The sequence below is a fragment of the Pontibacter qinzhouensis genome (genome assembly GCF_008017455.1).
Lineage (GTDB): Bacteria > Bacteroidota > Bacteroidia > Cytophagales > Hymenobacteraceae > Pontibacter > Pontibacter qinzhouensis.
In genome coordinates this window covers 1-20,550 of sequence record NZ_VRTY01000025.1, presented here as the reverse complement: position 1 = coordinate 20,550, position 20,550 = coordinate 1, and the positions used below count along the sequence as shown (strand labels likewise).

General features: G+C 46.4%; 20 protein-coding genes. 16 read left to right on the top strand and 4 right to left on the bottom strand.

Going from position 1 to position 20,550, the window contains the following annotated elements; genetic code table 11:
* Window positions 1-157: 157 nt before the first annotated feature.
* Entirely contained in the window at window positions 158-2,113 is a 1,956-nt protein-coding gene (locus FVR03_RS08410; protein ID WP_147921301.1) for an OmpA family protein, read from the bottom strand.
* Window positions 2,114-2,464: 351 nt separating this feature from the next.
* Window positions 2,465-3,727 carry a tetratricopeptide repeat protein gene (locus FVR03_RS08405; protein WP_147921300.1) on the bottom strand — a complete coding sequence of 421 codons (1,263 nt, stop codon included), beginning with the start codon at window positions 3,725-3,727 and terminating at the stop codon, window positions 2,465-2,467.
* 284 nt (window positions 3,728-4,011) lie between these two features.
* Here FVR03_RS08405 and yihA point away from each other — a divergent pair, with 284 nt between their 5' ends.
* The 4 genes from yihA (at window position 4,012) to FVR03_RS08385 (ending at window position 6,112) form a co-directional block, all read left to right on the top strand.
* Window positions 4,012-4,635, top strand: a complete 624-nt coding sequence (gene yihA / locus FVR03_RS08400) for a ribosome biogenesis GTP-binding protein YihA/YsxC (protein ID WP_147921299.1) — start codon at window positions 4,012-4,014, stop codon at window positions 4,633-4,635.
* 112 nt (window positions 4,636-4,747) lie between these two features.
* Entirely contained in the window at window positions 4,748-5,152 is a 405-nt protein-coding gene (locus FVR03_RS08395; protein WP_147921298.1) for an energy transducer TonB, read from the top strand.
* A 19-nt stretch (window positions 5,153-5,171) separates the two neighbouring features.
* Window positions 5,172-5,642 (top strand): DUF5606 family protein, encoded by a 471-nt coding sequence (locus tag FVR03_RS08390; protein ID WP_147921297.1) that lies wholly within the window; start codon window positions 5,172-5,174, stop codon window positions 5,640-5,642.
* 158 nt (window positions 5,643-5,800) lie between these two features.
* Window positions 5,801-6,112 carry a hypothetical protein gene (locus FVR03_RS08385; RefSeq protein WP_147921296.1) on the top strand — a complete coding sequence of 104 codons (312 nt, stop codon included), beginning with the start codon at window positions 5,801-5,803 and terminating at the stop codon, window positions 6,110-6,112.
* Between the two features lie 8 nt (window positions 6,113-6,120).
* Here FVR03_RS08385 and fbp read toward each other — a convergent pair whose 3' ends face one another.
* Window positions 6,121-7,140 carry a class 1 fructose-bisphosphatase gene (gene fbp / locus FVR03_RS08380; protein WP_147921295.1) on the bottom strand — a complete coding sequence of 340 codons (1,020 nt, stop codon included), beginning with the start codon at window positions 7,138-7,140 and terminating at the stop codon, window positions 6,121-6,123.
* Window positions 7,141-8,647: 1,507 nt separating this feature from the next.
* On the opposite strand from fbp, the gene FVR03_RS08375 reads away from it, so the two are divergent.
* From FVR03_RS08375 to rsgA, 6 genes are all read left to right on the top strand, one after another.
* Window positions 8,648-8,851, top strand: coding sequence for a hypothetical protein (locus FVR03_RS08375; RefSeq protein WP_147921294.1), 204 nt, complete (start codon window positions 8,648-8,650; stop codon window positions 8,849-8,851).
* Window positions 8,852-8,964: 113 nt separating this feature from the next.
* Window positions 8,965-9,738, top strand: coding sequence for an enoyl-CoA hydratase-related protein (locus FVR03_RS08370; RefSeq protein WP_147921293.1), 774 nt, complete (start codon window positions 8,965-8,967; stop codon window positions 9,736-9,738).
* Window positions 9,739-10,301: 563 nt separating this feature from the next.
* On the top strand, window positions 10,302-10,760 hold the full coding sequence (locus FVR03_RS08365; protein ID WP_147921292.1) for a Fur family transcriptional regulator: 459 nt from the start codon (window positions 10,302-10,304) through the stop codon (window positions 10,758-10,760).
* 32 nt (window positions 10,761-10,792) lie between these two features.
* Window positions 10,793-11,422: a peroxiredoxin gene (locus tag FVR03_RS08360; protein WP_147921291.1), complete on the top strand. Its 630-nt coding sequence runs from the start codon at window positions 10,793-10,795 to the stop codon at window positions 11,420-11,422.
* A 99-nt stretch (window positions 11,423-11,521) separates the two neighbouring features.
* Complete coding sequence (locus tag FVR03_RS08355; RefSeq protein WP_147921290.1) at window positions 11,522-12,772, top strand: 3-deoxy-D-manno-octulosonic acid transferase; 1,251 nt, start codon at window positions 11,522-11,524, stop codon at window positions 12,770-12,772.
* The gene (gene rsgA / locus FVR03_RS08350; protein ID WP_147921289.1) at window positions 12,769-13,692 is read left to right on the top strand and encodes a ribosome small subunit-dependent GTPase A; all 924 of its coding nucleotides are present in this window, start codon (window positions 12,769-12,771) and stop codon (window positions 13,690-13,692) included. The genes FVR03_RS08355 and rsgA overlap by 4 nt, the downstream gene beginning before the upstream one ends.
* 7 nt (window positions 13,693-13,699) lie before the next feature.
* Here rsgA and FVR03_RS08345 read toward each other — a convergent pair whose 3' ends face one another.
* Entirely contained in the window at window positions 13,700-14,317 is a 618-nt protein-coding gene (locus FVR03_RS08345; RefSeq protein ID WP_147921288.1) for a fasciclin domain-containing protein, read from the bottom strand.
* Between the two features lie 249 nt (window positions 14,318-14,566).
* Here FVR03_RS08345 and FVR03_RS08340 point away from each other — a divergent pair, with 249 nt between their 5' ends.
* The 6 genes from FVR03_RS08340 (at window position 14,567) to FVR03_RS08315 (ending at window position 20,383) form a co-directional block, all read left to right on the top strand.
* The gene (locus FVR03_RS08340; RefSeq protein ID WP_147921287.1) at window positions 14,567-15,025 is read left to right on the top strand and encodes a peptidylprolyl isomerase; all 459 of its coding nucleotides are present in this window, start codon (window positions 14,567-14,569) and stop codon (window positions 15,023-15,025) included.
* Window positions 15,026-15,301: 276 nt separating this feature from the next.
* Window positions 15,302-16,600, top strand: coding sequence for a dicarboxylate/amino acid:cation symporter (locus tag FVR03_RS08335; protein WP_147921286.1), 1,299 nt, complete (start codon window positions 15,302-15,304; stop codon window positions 16,598-16,600).
* Window positions 16,601-16,703: 103 nt separating this feature from the next.
* Window positions 16,704-17,456 (top strand): 5-oxoprolinase subunit PxpB, encoded by a 753-nt coding sequence (gene pxpB / locus FVR03_RS08330; protein ID WP_255474129.1) that lies wholly within the window; start codon window positions 16,704-16,706, stop codon window positions 17,454-17,456.
* Window positions 17,440-18,441: a 5-oxoprolinase subunit C family protein gene (locus tag FVR03_RS08325; protein ID WP_147921285.1), complete on the top strand. Its 1,002-nt coding sequence runs from the start codon at window positions 17,440-17,442 to the stop codon at window positions 18,439-18,441. The genes pxpB and FVR03_RS08325 overlap by 17 nt, the downstream gene beginning before the upstream one ends.
* A complete protein-coding gene (locus FVR03_RS08320) occupies window positions 18,438-19,205 on the top strand; it encodes a LamB/YcsF family protein (RefSeq protein ID WP_147921284.1) in 768 nt (255 codons plus the stop codon). The genes FVR03_RS08325 and FVR03_RS08320 overlap by 4 nt, the downstream gene beginning before the upstream one ends.
* The gene (locus tag FVR03_RS08315) at window positions 19,202-20,383 is read left to right on the top strand and encodes an NRAMP family divalent metal transporter (protein ID WP_147921283.1); all 1,182 of its coding nucleotides are present in this window, start codon (window positions 19,202-19,204) and stop codon (window positions 20,381-20,383) included. Before FVR03_RS08320 ends, FVR03_RS08315 begins: the two co-directional genes overlap by 4 nt.
* Window positions 20,384-20,550 lie beyond the last annotated feature (167 nt).

Here is a 20,550-nt window from a genome sequence, read left to right as displayed (position 1 = left end):
TAACTAGTTTAAAATAAAACTCAGGCAAAAATACTGTTCCTTTACCTATAATTCATGCATTATTTATTAAAATATAAAAAAAACAGGCCGGGCAATTGCCCGGCCTGTTCTGTAAAAGGCTGTGCTAAGAGTAGCACAATAAGTTAATAAGCTATTCTTACATGTCAGGGTTTGTGTTTTCCTGCTGTCTTGGTATTACTCTGAATTCTGTTCTCCTGTTCAGTTGCATGTTCTCAGCAGATGTGTTAGGCACTGCAGGACGACGCTCTCCGTAACTTACAGTTACCATGCGGCGAGCCGAAATTCCTTTCTCAACCAGGTAATCGTATGCAGCTTTTGCACGGTTGTCGCCTAAGGTCATGTTGTAAGAATCGCTGGCGCGAGAGTCGGTGTGGCCATCAATGCTCAGGTTCATGCCTGGGTTCGCTTTCATCACTTCTGCAATGTTGTCGAGCTCACGAATCGATTCAGAACGCAGGTTATACTTGTCTGTGTCGTAATAGATGTTTTTCATGGCGAAACGGCCAGGATCTACATCAACAGAGATAGGTACGTAGAAGTTTTTAACAAGCGCAGTCGTGTCATTTAATACAACAGGCATTTCAAATGTTTCAGTAGAAATTGATTTGCCATCTTTCAACACCTCGATCTGATACGTACGGCCAGATAGCACCGACACCTGGTAGTTACCTGAATCGGGCTTGGTGATGTCGCGGTAGCTGATAGCACGTCTGTCGGCTTGTGTACTGTTAAACACCAACTCTACTCCCGGAATGGCAGTTGTGCTGTCTGAAGCAGCAAACACCTGACCTTGCACACGCAGGTTTCTGATGTAGTTGATGGTGTAGATATCTTTTTCACCAACACCACCAATACGGTAAGACGAAAGGAAGGCATAACTGCCATCCGGGCTCAGGCGGTAATAAGTGTCATCATCTGGGGTATTAACAGGTGCTCCCAGGTTCACAGGCTTGCTCCATCTTCTGGCTACCGAATCGTATTTAGAAGAGAAGATATCGTAACCGCCCATGGTGTTGTGGCCTCTTGAGCTGAAGTACAATGTACCATCGCTCGCCAGATAAGGGCTGTCGTCGTCGAATTTCGAGTTAATGGTGTTACCGATACTTCTTGGCTTGCCCCACTGGCCATTACGCTGGCGTTGCGCTACATAAATATCAAGGTCGCCTTCTTGAGAATAGTTGCTGGTAGAAAAATACAGCGTATTGCCATCTGGCGTAATGTAGGCGTCAGACTCAAAACCACGGGTGTTAATGGTAGCACCAATGCTTTGTGGGGTTCCCCAACGCCCATCGGCGCTACGCTCCGACACCATAATATCGCCGTTGTTTTGCTGGCGGTAAAGCAGCATCTTAGTGTCGTTATCGTAAAGTTGAATAGAAGCATCGTGTCCGGAGCTGCTTAGTGCACCAGCCAGCGATTGTGGCTGGCTCCACTCGCCCTCCTCGTTTCTTCTTGATTCGAAAATATCTTCGTAGTACTCACCGTCTGCCGCTGATTTACCACCTGATGCAGCTGCACTACGCGATGTAAAGAGCAGGTAGTTATCATCAGAAGAAATTACAGGGCTGTGCTCCGAATAAGAAGTATTCACAACAGAACCCAGGTTACGCACAAACACATCTTTCTGGTTAGCTACCTCATGTTTGGCGTTTTTGCTGTGCTGAATAAGTCTGGCAACTTCCTGGCGACGCACCTGGTCACGCTTCTGGATTCTTGGAATGTAGTTCTGGTAATGCTGAATGGCTTCGTCGAAGCGGTAGTTGATGTGGTTAACACGTCCGAGCCAGTATTCCATTTCCCGATCGAGGTTAGGGCGCAACGTTTGTGCTCTGTAAATATAATCCACAGCCTTTTCCTTGTCGAAGGTCATGTAACTGATGCCGGCAAAATACAGGGCGCGGGCGTTATCAGGATCTTTGGCTAGTACCTGCTCATAAAAAGGAGCGGCGGCTCTGTAATTCTCTTTATCAAAGAACTTGTTGCCATTCCGTATAAGCTTTCGGTTGCTTTGGGCATCGGCTGTATTGCCCAGGAGGCAAATCAACGCGAGGAGCAACGAAAACCTGGAGAATGTTTTGGCTGACTTATTCATGCTGTAAAAGGTTTGTTATAGTTCGGTAGTTTAAAGTACTTAAAAAAGAAAGTTGGTGCTTTTTATTAAACAGGATTCTATACGATAAGTAAAAACTTATGTATATGAATATGCAGATAAGTGTTGAAAAAAACAGGATGTTATTCTATTAAAAACTTCACAAATAAAGTAAGAAGTCATTTGTCTACAATATATAGGTAAAGATATATAGATATTACCAGAAAAAAAATGTTATAGCCAATCGCTTACCGCTTTTCAGGTGCCTTACGACCTGCCTATTTACTCAAAAAACACTGAATACCAATATATTGAAAGTAATATTTACGCAAAAACTATATATATTCTAGAAAATTATTTGAAAGTTATAAAATAGACATCTTTTCTGCCGTGCCCACCCGGCCTGTCGGACGAGAAGATGGCCTTGTCGCGATTATGTGTCAGCGAGAAATAAATATCGTCGAAAGGTGAGTTAACAGGCATACCCAGGTTCTGCGCCTGGCTCCAGACAGAGTCTTTTATACTGGATTTAAAAACATCGTATCCTCCTATGGCATTGTGCCCTCTTGAGCTGAAATACAGTGTATTTGTCTTCACATCCACAAAAGGTGCGTCTTCGTCGTAAGCTGAGTTAATAGCCGGGCCAAGATTTAAAGCATCGCTCCATGTGCCATTTTCCTGCTTGTAGCATATGTAAAGGTCCAGACCGCCAAAACCACCAGGTCTGTCGCTAGAGAAAAAAGCGAATTTACCATCATCGGTTACATGCATCGAGGTTTCAACGGTACCTTCGTTAAATGGGCTACCTAATCGCACAGGATCACTCCAGCCCTGCCCTGCCTTTTCAGACATAAAAAGCCCTCTGTTTTTACCGCCAAAATAGGTGTAGAGTTCCTGGCCGTTAGGAGCCACCGATACAGCTGAGTGGTCGGGCAACTTAGCTGCATCCTGAAGAAAAAGCTCGGCCTGCTGCCATGCTCCGTTTCGTAACTTAGATACATGCATGTACTCTACCACACCGGTGCGTCCGCGAGCCTCACTTACTGGCCTGCGGGTGGTATATAGTAAAAGCGTATCGCCGGGGAGCATTACCGGTACATAATCGGAGTAGGGCGAGTTAATGGCTGGCCCCAGATTAGTGATCTGTGCCAGTACCGGGTTGGCTGATAGTGCCAAGCCAGATTCGCACTCCCGAAGCCGCTTCAGCAAAAACTCCTTGTTCCAGGACTCAGCACGTGACAGGCTGGCGAGCTCAGTACGAAAGTAGCCCATCGCCTCTTCAAAGTTGTAGAGTTGCTGCTGCGCCTCACCCAACAACATTAAAATTTCATCGGTTACCTTCGGATCTTTCTTGTAGGCGAACTCCAGGTGTTCAAAGGCTTTGGCAGGTTGTAGTAAATCGAGGTAGCAGATCCCTGCTCTTAAGTTTGCCTGCAGGTGGTCGGGATTCTTCTGCAGTACTTTTCTATACAGCTCCAGCGCCAGCTCATACTCCTGGGATGCGTATGCTTTTGCTGCCTTCTTTAAATCGTTGCCAGCCTCGGGGTATGCGGGTGCAAACGCCATTGTTACCTGCAACACCGCAAGCAATGTTACCAGCAGATACTTCTTCTTCATAAAACTAAAACCAGATGCACAAAAGTGTGCGTACTCTTTAAATAAAATCCGAACCCGAAGGCTACTGCCAGTGTTAAAAAAATATATGGTAACTTTGTGGCTTAACCTAAATTTAAACCATGCCTTTATACCACACCTGCACGAGCCGCTACTAAAAGGTTCCCTTTCGCGTGAAAGTTTAAGCAGGCAAAATTATATAAACTTGGTGTAAGTTTTTGATTTTTGCAAATAAAAGCTTCTGATAAATGTACTAGATCAGGTGTTTCGAACTAAATAATTAAGTTATGGTGATTAAGGAAGCAAAATTCCTGATGAGTAATACGCGGGTGGACCTTTGCCCTGCCCCTACTAAGCCGGAATATGCCTTTATCGGGCGCTCCAATGTCGGGAAATCGTCGCTGATAAACATGCTTACAAACCAGAGCAAACTGGCTAAAACATCTGCCTCGCCCGGCAAAACACAGCTTATTAATCATTTTCTGATTAACGATGATTGGTACCTGGTCGATTTACCGGGGTATGGCTATGCCAAAGTAAGTAAAACCTCCAGAGAGAGCTGGAGAAAAATGATTAACTTCTATTTTCAGGAGCGCGAGAACCTTACCTGTGTATTTTTGCTTATAGATTCGAGGCATGAGCCACTGCAACCCGATCTTGATTTTGTAAATCAACTTGGCACGATTGGTGTACCGTTTGTTCTGGTTTTCACGAAAACAGATAAGCAGTCGAACACGAAAACAGACAGTAACATTGCAGCCTTTGTGAGAAAGCTAAAAGAGACCTGGGATGAGCTACCACGAATTTTCAGAACTTCAGCTACAAAAAAGGCAGGCCGCGACGAAATTTTAGAATTTATTCAGGAAGTAAACCTGCAGTTAAAGGAAAATAAAGTAAAGGAAAACCAATAACACCCTGTGCCCCGTAAGACGCAAGTTTACCATGTAGCATTGTGCTGCAATAGCAAAGGATCTATAAGCTTTTTATCATTCAACCTAAACACAGCCATTAATTATTTAACACATGAATCGTAAAATTTCCTTTTTAGTTTGCTTATTTGCCTTTGTGGCAATCAGTGCTTCTGCCCAGACCTCTACGCCGAAGGCAGCTGCCACCCCGGAAGCCAAAGTGTGGATGCCCGAGAAAACACCTCCGGTTGCAGAGCATTACGAGGGTGGAAATGAGGCGATGTACCAGTTTATTTACCAGGAGCTGAAGTACCCGCCCCTGGCGAAACGAAACCGTGTGCAGGGCGACTGCATTATTGGCTTTACTTTAAATGAAGACGGATCTATTTCAGGACTGAAAATTATTAAAGAGATTGGAGCAGGTACAGGCGAAGAAGCATTACGTGTAGCGCGGCAGTTAAAGTTTAATGCCCCTGGCTACAGCATGCTCGCCAGTATTCCGATCAAGTTCAAGTTATAAACAAAGCTTACATCTTATTATGCCGATTGATTTAAAACAAATTGCTGCCGTTTCTGGCATGAACGGGCTTTACCGTGTCGTAAAGCCAACACGAACCGGTGTTATTATTGAGAGCCTGGCCGACAAGCCAAACAGGTTGGTTGCACAAGCGCGCCACCGTATGTCGTTGCTGGAGGAAATCTCTATTTACACCACCGATGAGGAAACAACTGTTCCATTGGCCGAGGTATTTGATCGTATTCATCAGAAATTCGGTGATGAACTGCCTTTAAGCAGCAAGCCATCTGATGAGGAGTACAAAGCTTTTATGGAAGATGTGTTGCCCGAATACGACCAGGACCGTGTGTATATTTCTGACATGAAAAAACTGGCTACCTGGTATGCCATTGTAAACAAACACCTGCAGTTTACAAAAGCCGCCTCAGAAACAGAAGCTGCTCCGGAAGAGAAAGAGGAAAAAGCCTCTGAAAAAGAGACGAAGCAAGCCTAAGCAAAAAACCATGTTTACTTTTTAACTTTGCTGAGTACCGGTGCAGAAGCTGCTACCAGGCAAAATCAAGAAGTAAACATGGTCTTTTAGTAGCCCCTCTATTACCTTTGAAGGCCCTTATAAAGCCTGAAAATCTGAATTAATTAATTGCGAAACAGATGGATTACTCGCGCGCGATACTGTCTGGCACCAGGAGCCTGTTGAACCAGCACTTTGGCACAACCGATTTTAAGGCCAGCACCCTCGATGGCTTGCACCTGCAAACCGCTGTCGCTGTATGTCACCTGCTGCGCAACAACCTGAGCAAATTGCTGCAGATCCTTTACCGGATAGATGTAGATGAGCAGAAGGTAAAAAAAGTAATGACTTGCCAGACCACTGCGGAAGTAGCAGAGAACATGGCCCACCTAATAATAAAGCGGGAACTGCAAAAAGTGCAGACCCGCTTTATGTATAACCGTCAGAATTAAGTTTGCTATTAAATAGATCCTGTGTGTAAGGCCTCCTCTTTCACGAGCATCTCCTCTACCTTATTTACCATTTCTACAGAGCCAATAATAAGCGGGCACCGCTGGTGCAGCTCAGATGGCACAATTTCCATAATACGTTTGGTGCCATCGGTAGCTCTGCCTCCTGCCTGTTCAATTATAAAAGCCAGAGCGTTGCACTCATACATCAGGCGCAGCTTGCCACTAGGCGTTTTGGCTGTTTGCGGATACAGGTAAATACCACCTTTCAGTAAGTTCCTGTGAAAATCGGCAACAAGCGACCCGATGTACCTGGCTGAGTACCCCTCGTTTTTGCAATACTCCAAATAATTCTTTATGCCATCCGGGAAACTGTTGAGGCCCCCTTCGTTGCAGGAGTAAAAAGCCCCCGTTTTAGGCGTAATAATGTTCGGGTTCGAAAGGAAAAACTCACCCAGGGTGCTGTCGTAGGTAAAGCCGTTTACACCGTGGCCGGTTGTGTACACCAGCATGGTAGAAGAACCATACACAATATAGCCTGCTGCTACCTGGCACGTACCTTTCTGCAGGCAATCGGCTGGGGTGCTACCCAGGTCGGCATCGCTTATTCTTCTGTAAATAGAAAAAATAGTGCCGATAGATACGTTTACATCGATGTTAGAAGAACCATCCAGCGGATCGATGGCCACAATGTATTTGCCCTTGTTGTTCCCGGTCAGAATAATGTCATCTTCTTCTTCAGAGAGTATGGCACAAACTTCGCCTCCGTTGCGCAATGCCCGGATAAAACGGATATTGGCAATCACATCCAGTTTCTGCTGCTCTTCTCCCTGCACGTTCTGATTTCCGAATGCACCTGTAACGCCGATTAAGCCCGCCCGGTTAATCTCACGGTTCACAATCTTGGCGGCCAACGCGATGTCGCGAAGCAACTGAGAAAGCTCTCCACTGGCATACGGAAATTCCTCTTGTTTCCTCATTATAAACCTGTCGAGCGTGGTGCCTACAGGCAGAGCAAGTTTGTCATTCATAAATTGTAAAATTTTTAACTATAGTTTATTTTATTTTTAATACTTCTACTAGCAAGAAAATTTGTGAATGACAGCGAACTAACGTTTCTCCAAACAATTATTCACCCTTTTCCACAGCAGTTATTGGAGCGGCTCCGTCTGCCTTACCTGTTTACCTTCATCCGGATCGGGCAAGCCAACCTGCAAACGTTTGCATACACTTTGAAAAAAATATTCTTTAGGGCCTCATTTTCTTTAAAACTAAATTAAATAGGGCGTTGCAGACTACTAATGTATAAAAAACATACCGGAAAGATAAATGAAATTATAATAGAATATAAATTAATCTTAATAATTTTATCAACTGAGGTATCGTCAGGCGGCAATTAGCTTTTGTAAGAGCCTGGCTACAGGTTGCAGCACTATAATCGCCCTTAACGTAAGATTTTGCTTAAACGTTCAGCTCTGAACGGATAATTTAGGACAAACATAAGACAGGAAACAAAACGTAGCCTGCCAAACCTACACAAAATCCCTTTTGTAGCAAATGAGGGTACAAGACAAATAAATTAAGCAACATCCTGTGTTACAACATTTAGTTGTGTTTTTTATCTTAGCAATTCAAGTTCCTCCTTTAAAAGCTCTTACACACCCAAATCTTTAAAAAACTGTTTTAAGCACCCCTACTATTCACTTCCTAGTTTTTGAAAATAACAAAGCAGCCGGTTGGAGCCAAGTAGTTTAGTCTGTATTGGCGCCAATTTAACTTATCGTAAAGCTAGATTTAAATCTTCTTAATTTGCTACAGTAGCATACCAAAGATCTTGCGACATGTGTCTAACTAAAAGTTTCCTGCTTGGCGTAGTGGTACAGAGGTCGATTTTGAAAAGGTCTGACGCTGTTTACAATCGCAGGATGGGCTGGTGCGAACTATTCAATTATTTGAATGAAAACAGCCTTCCAAAGGAATTTCAGGTAAATCGCTCCAAGGGTCTGCTCCGGTTTCCAACTTGTCAATTAACGTTAAAGCAATCCTAAACCTGGTACTCATATAACTTATTTGCTAGACAACGTTGCTATATAGGTTTATGCCGACAAGATAGCAAAGCAAAAAAAAGAAACACAATTTTAAAATTTCATTTTTAATTGATTTTCAAAACGTTACAAAAACAAAATTAACTAACAAATCTACTAGTTTTATAGTAGCCCAAAAACTCCAGGCCAGGTCATGCGTAAGGTTGGTTGAAGATTGGCTCTAGACTCTGGCTTTGGCGTTAAAGTTTAAGCCGCTATAACCAGACAATGAAGCACTTAAGAAACAATAAACGTTAAGGCATTGAGCTGAAGCAGGACCCCGGTAGTTTGAAAGTTAATCAGCACTTTCAGATTTGAACACAGTTTGTCTTATATTTCGATTTCGATAAAGCTTAACATAAAATTATTGTAGTATGATAAGGTTTGACTAAAATCATTGAAAGATTTTATGTACCTTTGGCACACGATCCAACTACTCTAATTACATTTACCTATGCAAACTCCAGATAAATTAACACGTCCGTTTATCTTTAAACTTTTGGTCCTGTTTGCACTGCTTCTTTCCGGTGCCATGCTCAAGGTTCCTAAAACAGACAAATCGTCAGGCTCCAATACTTCCCGTAAGATATCCGATGCTGACGCGATGCCAGAAGATAACCAGACATCGGCTCAAATTACCTTCGGCTTGTTAAACTAAACCACTCGCTATTCCAGAAATCTACACCTATTCCTTGTCTTGCAACTTTTCCTGCGGTTGTTTCAGTGCCAGTAAAAGTGTAACTTAACACACCTTTAGCTGCCATACCGACCATGGACTCAATTCTTGTAAGACCTCATTTTCACCCGCACATAGCCTTAATTCAGCTAAACCGGCCAAAAGAGCTGAATGCCCTTAATTTACAACTCATGGCACAACTGCGCGATGCCCTTCGGCAATTAGACGCAGACGATGCAGTCCGGGCTATAGTGATAGCCGGAAATGAACGTGCCTTTGCAGCCGGTGCAGACATTAAAGAAATGGCCAACAAATCGGCTATCGACATGTTTTTGATTGATCAGTTTTCTACCTGGGACCAGATTCGCAAAACCAAAAAGCCTATTATTGCAGCTGTTTCCGGTTTTGCCCTGGGTGGTGGTTGCGAATTGGCCATGACCTGCGATATGATTATTGCTTCTGAAACCGCTGTATTCGGGCAACCTGAAATAAAGCTCGGTATTATGCCCGGTGCAGGAGGAACCCAACGCCTGACACGTGCCATCGGTAAAGTCAAAGCCATGGAAATGGTACTGACCGGCAAATACCTGACGGCCCGGGAAGCCGAGCAGAGCGGATTGGTAAACAAAGTGGTACCTGTTGAGCTTTACCTCGACGAAGCCATACAACTGGCCTCCGATATTGCGGCTATGTCGCCGGTGGCGGTGCGGTTAGCGAAAGAGTCAGTGAATCTGGCTTACGACAGCCTGTTAAACGAAGGTCTCCACTTCGAGCGTAAAAACTTCTACCTCTGTTTCGCTTCACAAGACCAGCTGGAAGGCATGGCAGCTTTCATAGAAAAGCGTCAGCCCCAATTTAAAGGCAAATAACCCTTGACCTCAAAAAGCCATTTTCTCCTCTGAAGGGCGTTTTCATTAGAATAATTGCTGGTTGTTGATTGTTGCTGATTGTTGGTTGCTGATTGTTAAATGGTCTAATTGTTATATTGTTGAAAGGCTTTTGTAAAGGTTTGTATATACTGATTGAAGACTAACCTTCAGTGATGTATTCCGGCAGGCAACCACAGAGCGAACACCTCTGCCAGGTGTACCAAATGAGCCGGCACTATTGGGGAAAGGCACCCTCAAAAAAGAGCGTCCAGCGAGTGGAGTTATGTATAGGCCCTTAATTTGGCGGGTCTTGATTTTGTTTGTTCTTTTTGTACCAGGACAAAAAGAACAAAGACACCAGCAATAAAATAATACCCTGCAGCTGTCATGACGTTAGTAGCAGCTATGCTAATTTTAGATTAAAACGCCAGTAGCCATTGCTAATGGATCTTGCCCAAAAGATCTTTCCAAGATGACAGAATGAGTTAGTCTTGCACTGTCCCACTCTTTCCGCTATCTTTGCAGCAATTCTTCTTACATAAGAAAAATTCTTATCTGGAAACATGCAGCAACTAAACCGCCAGGAACTACGACAAAAGCTTGTGTCGTGTAGCCTGAAAGCCACCCACCAACGCATTGTCGTGTATGAGGCACTGCTTGGGCTGCATGGCCACCACCCGGCCGCAGAAGAAGTTTACCGGCTTCTGAAGCCTGCCAACCCCAGCATCTCGCTCGGCACTGTGTACAAAATTCTCGATGTGTTTGCAGAAAACGGGCTCGTGCGGCGGGTATTCTCGGAGCAGGGCTGCAAACGCTACGATGCCAACACCATGGCCCACAGCCACATCTACTGCAGCAACACCCGCGAAATCATCGATTTTGAAGACCCTGAGCTGGAAGAGCTGCTGCAGGGGTTCTTCCAGCGCCGAAATATGCAGAACTTCGAGATGCACAGTTTCGCCATTCAGCTAACAGGCAACAAAAAAGAACCCGATCAACAAGTAAGCATCACTAAACTATAAATTTAATTTTCACTTAAAATTAATTAACTAAAATGGCAGTATTAGTAGGCAAGAAAGCCCCTTCGTTTAAAGCAACGGCTGTAGCCGATGGCGAGTTTGTGGAAGATTTCTCTTTAGACCAATACCTGGGCAAAAAACACGTGATTTTCTATTTCTACCCGATGGACTTCACATTTGTATGCCCAACTGAAATTATTGCATTTCAGGACAGAATGGAAGAATTTGAGCGTAAAAATGTAGCTGTAGTAGGCTGCTCTACCGACACGCATTTCTCTCACTTTGCCTGGCTGAACACACCACGTGACCAAGGTGGTATTGCTGACGTTACGTACCCACTTGTAGCCGATGCCGCTAAAACAATTGCACAAAATTACGATGTACTGGCAGGACACTACGAGTATAACGAAGAAGGCGAAGTAACTTTCGTGGGCGAGCCGGTTGCTTACCGTGGCCTGTTCCTGATCGACAAAGAAGGAATTGTACGCCACCAGGTAGTAAACGACCTGCCGCTTGGCCGTAGCATAGACGAAGCACTGCGCATGGTCGACGCGCTGCAGTACTTCGAAGTAAAAGGAGAAGTTTGCCCTGCTAACTGGGAAGAAGGCAAAGAAGCTATGTTAGCTACAAAAGAAGGCGTATCTAACTACCTGGCAAAACACTAATCTTTAGATTTGTAGCCGAATAAACAGAAAAGCCTCTGCTGGTGCAGAGGCTTTTCTTATTTTTGCAGGCGCAACATGTATAAACATACCCCATAACAGGTGAAGCTACTCTACGACATCGGCCTGCAGACTTATAAAACAGCTCTTGCCCTGGCGGCTCCTTTCCACCAGAAGGCGCGCCAGATGCGGTTAGGGCGTGCGCAGCAGGCAGAGCAGTTAGAGAGAGCGCTCCAGCAAAACTCAATGCCGCTTGCCTGGTTTCATTGTGCCTCGTTGGGCGAGTTCGAGCAAGGCCGCCCACTTATAGAAGCCTTTAAAGCTGATTTTCCGGCTTATAAGATTCTGCTTACCTTCTTCTCCCCTTCCGGCTACGAAGTAAGGAAAAACTATGCCGCAGCCGATTACGTGTTTTACCTGCCCCTCGACAGTCAATCGGCTGCAAACAGGTTTGTGGAGCTGGCAAAGCCGAAGCTGGCAGTGTTTGTAAAATATGAGTTCTGGCATTATTACATGCAGGCACTGCAGCATCACCATATTCCTGCTATCTCTGTTTCGGCCATTTTCAGGCCCGGCCAGCTTTTTTTCAGGCCGTATGGCGGTTTTTACAGAAACATTCTGAAAGGCTTTACCCATATCTTTACCCAGAACCAGGCATCGGCAAAACTACTGCAGCAACAGCAAATACAGCAGGTAAGCGTAGCCGGCGATACCCGCTTCGACAGGGTGTTGCAAACTGCGGCAGCTGTAAAACCTATACCGGTAGTAGCAGCCTTTGTGCAGGAGCAACCGGTGTTTATGATCGGCAGCAGCTGGCCCGCTGACATAGATGTGCTGCTCCCGCTCATTCAAAAATACAGCACAAGCCTGAAGTTCATTATCGCCCCTCACGAAGTAACCCCGAAAAGTACAGCCACCCTTTCGGCTAGCCTGGGTGCAGGTGCCATCCGGTTTTCGGAGGCAGAGGCAGGAACGGTGGCACAACACCATGTACTGGTAATAGACAATGTGGGCATGTTGTCATCACTTTACAGCTATGGTACCTATGCTTACATAGGAGGAGCTTTTGGAGCAGGCCTGCACAATACCCTCGAGGCTGCTGTTTTCGGTTTACCACTTTTCTTTGGTCCCCGCTACGATAAGTTTCAGGAGGCGAAAGACCTGGTGGACCTTGGCTGTGCCTTTCCGGTTAAAACATCTGCAGAGTTGCTTGCGGCTTTCGAGCAGGTTCATCTTCAGCCGGAGAAACGCCAAAAGATATCCGAAACGGAAAAACAATACGTACACAAGCAAGCTGGCGCCACCGCTAAAATTATGACAGCTATAAAGCAATTGCTACCCCCCACCGCATGATAGGAATCGTTATAAAATCTACAGGATCGTGGTACCTGGTGCGTGCAGAGAACAACACGCTCTACCGGGCACGGCTGCGCGGCAAGTTCAAGCTCAAAGGCATGAAGGTCAGTAACCCCTTGGCTGTTGGCGACCGTGTGGAGTTCGATATAGAAAAAGTAGATGAAGAGACGGCTGTTATTCATAAAATAGAACCGCGTGAAAACTATATTATCCGGCAGTCTACCCATAAATCTGGCTACTCGCATATTATTGCTGCGAACTTAGATCATGCGCTGCTTATTGCCACTCTGGTTTCGCCACGCACTTCGTTTGGGTTTATTGACCGGTTCCTGGTAACAGCCGAGGCATACGACATTCCGGTAACTATTGTGTACAACAAAGCCGACATGTACGATGAGGAGATGCAAGATTACCAGCGCCAGATCAGTTTTCTATACAGCCAGGCCGGCTACCAGAGTTTATCTGTTTCCGCTTCGTTAAACCAGGGCCTCGACGAAATCGAAAAGTTGATAAAGGGCAAAACAACCTTGTTCTCTGGTCATTCCGGTGTTGGCAAGTCATCGCTTATCAACCGGCTAATTCCCGACCTTGCCATCAAAACTTCCGAGATATCTGCTTTTTCAGATAAAGGTGTGCATACAACTACCTTTGCCGAAATGTTTGAGGTAGAAGAAGGCACTTACATTATAGACACGCCAGGCATAAAAGAGTTAGGCGTTATTGATATTCCAAAAAATGAGTTGAGTCATTTTTTTCCGGAAATGAAAGAACTCCTGAACAAGTGCCGCTTCAATAACTGCACTCATTTTAACGAACCGGGCTGCGCCGTAGTAGATGCCGTAAGACATAACCAGATAGCCCTTTCACGCTACCAAAGCTACCTCAGCATTATGCACGGCGACGATAACAGGAAATAAGAGTATATCAGGATGCTGGCTGCAGCACCTTGCTAAGCACATGTACTACCCCATTGCTGCTGCCTTCATCGGTGGCCTCGAGCACAGCATCGTTTATAAATACCTTGCCATTGCGTTTGGTAACGTTTAATTGCTGGCCGCCTGTAGTTTTAAGCGTAGTGCCGTCCTGTAGCTCGTTGATGCTCAGTTTGCCGGTAACCATATGGTTACTTAATAGTTGCTTAAGCTGCTGCCTGTTTTCGGGGGCCAACAGTTGCGCCAGCGAAGTATCAGCTTTCAGGTTCTTGAATGCGGCATCGTTAGGGGCGAAAACAGTATAGGGTCCTGTACCGAGTAAACTCTGGGTCAGGTCTGTTTTTTTAAGAGCGGCAGAAAATAACTGCAGGTTGTTTTCCCGGTCTATATGCTGTAATATGTCTGGCTGACCAGTTCTTCCGGCTACCTGCTTTTCGGCTTCAGCAGGAGGTGGCAGCTCAGGCTGTAAACCCGGACTTGCATAGCTGGCCATACGGCTCTGAATAACTTCAGTTCCTTCCTCTTGTGTAGAACGCGAATCGGAGCATCCAACCAATATGGCACCACCAACTAGTAATATCCCTATCCCCTTTGCAAAATCAATTTTCATAGCCTTGTTTGGTTAAACCTGCACATAACACTTTTCTGTAGTGCCACCTCTTTGTATTAAATATAAGTTGTATGAGTTGAGCCTCATAACTTATACCTAAAGCACTCTCTTAAATATTTACGATATAATTTTTTGAAGGGCTGTGTATTTCTGATACAAAATCAAACCCTTCGGGAATAAAAGCAGCGCTAAACTATATTTTACGTACTTTTGTATTCCTATACTAATTTTAGAAACAAATAGAAAAACATGAAAACTGCTGAAATTCATACCGCAAAAGGAGTAATGAAAGTGGAGTTCTATGAAAAGGACGCTCCAAAAACCGTGCAGAATTTTATTGACCTCGCAAATAAAGGATTTTACGACGGCCTTACGTTTCACCGGGTTATTCCTGATTTTGTAATTCAGGGTGGCTGCCCCAACTCACGCGAAGGAGCCAAAGGCATAGCTGGCACCGGTGGCCCGGGCTATAAAATAGATTGCGAACTTTCTGGCGATAACCAGTTTCATGACCGTGGTGTGCTGTCTATGGCCCATGCCGGACGCAACACAGGCGGCTCGCAATTTTTTATTGTGCACAGCCGCAAAAACACAGCGCACCTCGACCGTAACCATACCTGCTTTGGCAAAGTGGTAGATGGCCTGGAGGTAATAGACCAGATAAGAGCTAACGACAGAATAGAGAAAATTGTAGTTAACGAGGAATAAGCCACTCTTTACCTTAAACAGCAAACGCCGCTCCGGGAGCGGCGTTTGCTGTTTAAGAGCTACGTTCCAACAATTTTGCTGCCATTGGGACTGCTGCACCCTGTTTTTTCATAAAAATACCAGTCGGCTTAAGATTTATGATTAGCTTTATAGTAGCTAACCGTATCGTTTCGATGCAAAACAGCTTTACATGAACAGGTCATACATGCCTCTTCTGTAGCAGCATTAACACAAACACTGGTTTATACCGGTCGGAAAGAACTATTACCCTACTTTATGAAAAGATTAGCTTTGCACTGGCAGATCCTTATCGGCATGACCTTAGGTGTACTCTGGGGCATTATGGCCAGCTCTACAGGACTGACAGGCGTTACCACAGACTGGATAAAACCTTTCGGCACCATTTTTATAAACCTGCTCCAGTTAATAGCCGTGCCGCTGGTACTGGTATCGCTCATAACGGGTGTTGCCGGTTTAAGCGACATCAGCAAGCTCTCCCGTATAGGTACTAAAACCATTGGTATTTACCTGGGCACCACCGTTATTGCTGTGGTGCTGGGGTTAATATTGGTAAACATAGCAGCCCCGGGCAAAGCCTTTTCTCAGGAGAAACGCGAGGAATTTAAAGAGCAGTTCGCGGCCACCACCTCTTCTAAATCGGCTGATGCCGCACAACTCCGGAGTGCTACCCCACTGCAGCCTCTGGTTGATATTGTACCCAGCAATATTTTTGGTGCCATAACCGACAACGGCAAAATGCTGCAGGTTATCTTTTTTGCCCTCATCTTCGGTGTTGCCCTCATCCTGATTCCTCCTGACAAAGCCGCCCCTGTATTTGCTTTTTTCGATGGCGTAAACCTGGTCGTACTTAAAATAGTTGATATTATTATGCTGGCAGCACCTTACGGCGTTTTTGCGCTGCTGGCAGGCCTGGTTGTTGAGTTTGCCGGCGACGATCCTGCTGCCGCGCTGGAGCTGCTGCTGGTGTTAGGCTACTACTGCATTGTTGTACTCGTTGGTTTAGGAATCCTGCTCTTCGGCGTGTATCCCTTTCTGGCAACCACCTTTGGCAAAATAAAATACAAGACCTTTATGAAAGGAATGTTCCCGGCGCAGATGCTGGCTTTTTCGACCTCCTCCAGTGCCGCTACACTGCCTGTTACTATGGAGTGCTGCGAACGAAACCTGGGGCTTTCGAAAGAAGTAAGCAGCTTTGTGCTACCGCTTGGTGCTACCATTAACATGGACGGCACCAGCCTTTACCAGGCTGTGGCAGCCGTGTTTATTGCCCAGGCTTTTGGCATGGACCTTAGTCTCTCTACCCAGCTTGGCATTGTGCTAACAGCTACACTGGCCTCTATTGGTTCTGCTGCTGTGCCTGGTGCAGGTGTGGTTATGTTGGTTATCGTGCTGCAGCAGGCCAACATCCCGATAGAAGGAATTGCCCTGATTCTGGCACCAGACCGCCTGCTAGACATGTGCCGCACCGTTGTTAACATTACCGGCGATGCCACCGTAACATCGGTAATAGCACGCACAGAAGGAGAAATACCACACCCAGACCCAATTTACTAATGCTGATTGTTAATTGTTGATTGTTTAATGGCTACATTGTTAACTTGTTGAGAGTATTCGGAATGAATGAAAGCAGCAATATCTTTTAACTAACGCCTGCGCAATGGGAGAAAAAAAATCGGAGCTGGCTATTCCGGCCTCTTACCAGTTATTTCCGCTGGGCGATGCTGCTATTGTCGTAAAGTTTGGCGACAACATCGGTTACGATGTGCATACCAAAGTCAGAGCCTTCGCTGCTTCACTAGAGGCGCATCCGTTTCCTGGCTTTGTGGAGTTGGTGCCTGCTTTTACAACAGTTACTGTATATTATAATCCTTGGGTGGTGAGCCATAAAGGCCATTTCGACCCGTACCAGTCGGTTATAGATTTGCTACTGCCAGTGCTTACCCTAACACATAACCAGGAGGAACTGCCTTCACGGCTTATAGAGATTCCGGTGTGCTATGGCGGTAAACTGGGGCCAGACCTGGAGTTCGTGGCGGAGCATAACCAACTCTCACCTGAAGAAGTAGTTAAGCTTCATACAGCAGCGGAGTACCTTGTATTTATGATTGGTTTTGCACCAGGTTTCCCCTATATGGGCGGCATGGACAAGCGCATTTCTGCCCCACGAAAAGCCACACCCCGGCCTGCTGTTCCGCAGGGTTCTGTTGGCATTGCCGGCACCCAAACCGGAGTTTACCCCCTCCAAACTCCGGGAGGCTGGCAACTTATAGGTCGTTCTCCGTTGCTGCTCTTTCGCCCTTTTCAGGAGTTGCCAAGCCTGCTGAGAGCCGGCGACAAAGTTCGATTTGTCTCTATATCCGAAGAAGAATATTTATATACAACGAAGCTGGCACATGAGTCTTCATATTGAGAAATCGGGTTTGCAGGCTACCATACAGGATTTGGGTAGGTTTGGGCATCAGAAAGAAGGAATTATAGTTAGTGGCCCCATGGACCGGGTGGCGCTCCGGATGGCAAACCTGCTGGTAGGCAACCCGGAACACGCTGCCGTAATAGAGACTGTTGCACCAGGGCCTGCAATCCGTTTTCAGAAAGACACACTGATCGCTTTAACCGGAGCAGACCTTTCGCCTGCCATAGCTGGTGTGCCTGTTAAAATGAACCGGCCGGTGCTCGTGCGGCAACATGCCCTGCTGGAGTTCGGAGCACCGCGTGCAGGTGTTTACACTTACCTGGCAGTGGCCGGAAGCTTTGATCTGCCACAGGTGCTTGGCAGCCTTGCCACCTACCTTAGGGCCGGAATCGGGGGTTTTGGCGGACGGGCGCTGCAGACCGGCGATGTGCTGCCCCTGGGCCAGGCACCTGCTGGTTTTACCTCTCTCCTGCGCACAGTGCCCGAAACAGCTGCTTTTACGCCTGCCACCTGGACTCCCGACCACAGCCTGTTTCCGGTGCACCAGGAGCAACCAAAACTACGGGCCGTAAGAGGCCCTGAATACGACCTGCTGACCAGCAACAGCAAAGGTTACCTTTGGTCAGAGAAATACCAGATAACCCGCCAGGCCGACCGTATGGGCTACCACCTCTACGGCACTCCTTTGGCCATGGCCGCACCTGCAGAACTTATATCGAGTGCAGTAACATTTGGCACCATACAGGTTCCGAGCGAGGGCAACCCCATTGTGCTCATGGCCGACCACCAGACAACTGGCGGCTACCCGCGCATTGCACAGGTTATTACCGCAGATCTTACCCATTTAGCACAGACCGGACCTGGCAAGCTTATAACGTTTGAAGAAGTTACCCTGCAGGAAGCCCAGCAACATTACCTGCAACAGGAGCTGAACCTCGAAATAATGAAAAAAGGAATTGAGCTAAAACGATTGTTTACATGAACAGGCTTTCAGTTGATCTGAACTGCGACCTTGGCGAGAGCTTTGGCAGTTACAGCATTGGCAACGATGCCGCTATTCTGCCTTTTGTGAGTTCGGTTAACATTGCCTGCGGCTTTCATGCCGGAGACCCTGCTGTTATGCGAAAAACGGTGCAGCTGGCACTCGAGCAGCAGGTAGCAATAGGAGCGCACCCAGGCCTGCCCGATCTGGTGGGTTTTGGCCGCAGAAACATGGCCATTTCGGCGACTGAAGCTTTTGAGATGGTGGTATACCAGGTAGGAGCCCTGGCGGCCTTCGCAAAAGCCGCTGGTGCAACGCTGCACCACGTAAAACCGCATGGGTCCTTGTACAATATGGCAGCCACCAGCAGCAGTCTGTCTGAGGCAATAGCCGAAGCTGTTTACAAGGTACAACCGGAGGCGCTACTATATGGGCTGGCCGGAAGCCAACTTATAAAAGCTGGAAATAAACTCGGGCTGCGCACAGTGAACGAGGTTTTTGCTGACCGAACCTACCAGCAAGATGGCACCCTTACCCCAAGAACCTCGCCCTATGCACTGCTGAAAGAGGAGAGCCTGGCTACGCACCAAGTTCTCCGGATGGTGAAAGCAGGCAAAGTGATGTCGCAGCAGGGCCTGGAGATTGCCATTATCGCTGATACCGTTTGCCTGCACGGCGATAACCCACACGCACCGGCCTTTGCTAAAAGCATTCGCCAGGCGCTGCAGCAGCAGGGTATTCTGATACAGGCACCACACACATGAGCAAAAGCAACCGGAGCGCTTTATTGGGAGCAGCTTTTCTGATGGCTACCTCTGCCGTAGGTCCGGGCTTTCTGACGCAGACAACGGTTTTTACACAAGCGCTTGGCGCCAGTTTCGGGTTTGTGATTCTGTGCTCTATCGTGCTTGATATTGGCGTACAGTTAAATGTTTGGCGTATTATTGCCGTGTCGGAAAAGCGTGCACAGGATATTGCGAACCTGGTACTGCCGGGTTTGGGTGTTTTCATTTCTTTTCTGATCGTGCTGGGAGGGCTGGCCTTTAACATTGGTAACGTGGGTGGTGCAGGTCTTGGCTTTAACGTGCTGTTTGGTTTCTCTCCTGAAAGCGGTGCCCTGCTGGCGGCACTTATTGCCATTGCTGTATTTCTGGTAAAAGAAGCCGGCAAAGTTATGGATCGGTTTGCACAGGTACTGGGGCTGCTTCTGTTACTCCTCATCGTGTATGTTGCCGTTACCTCCTCCCCACCTGTAAAAGAAGCAGTAACTAAAACTTTTTTTCCTGACCGGATAGATGTTATTGCCATTATTACACTTGTTGGAGGCACCGTGGGTGGTTATATTACTTTTGCCGGTGGGCACCGGTTGCTAGATGCTGGTATAAAAGGAAAGGCTGCGTTACCACAAGTTACTCAAAGCGCTATGTCGGGCATTACAATAGCTTCTGTTATTCGGGTATTTCTGTTTCTGGCGGCGCTGGGTGTCGTGAGTAAAGGTCTTGTTTTGGAGCAGAGCAACCCTCCAGCATCGGTTTTTCAGCTGGCTGCAGGCACGGTGGGTTACAAACTATTTGGCGTTGTGATGGTTTCTGCTGCGGTTACATCTGTTATCGGTTCGGCTTATACTTCTGTCTCGTTTCTGAAATCGTTTCATAAAAGCATCGCTACGCACGAGAATTGGGTTATCATCGGGTTTATTGCTATTTCGACCAGCATTTTTGTTTTTATTGGCAAGCCGGTACACCTGCTTATTCTGGCCGGAGCGCTCAATGGCCTTATTCTGCCCCTAACACTCGGTACCATGCTGGTCGCTGCCTATCGCAAAAGTATTGTTGGCCAGTACCAACACCCGCTCTGGCTGGCCATTTTCGGAGGGCTGGTGATGCTGATCATGGCCTGGCTTAGCGGCTACACCTTGCTCACCTTAAGTTTTGGCGAATAATTTTACGTAAGCTTCAATTTGAAATGTATCATACCCTCCTCCCCTAAACCTCAACTCAAGTACTCTTATTTATATCTCTCCCGACAAATTATTTGAATGCATAACATATTATGGGGTATCTATATAGCAATTATTTGTTTTGCAGGGTTTTGGCACGGCATCAGAGC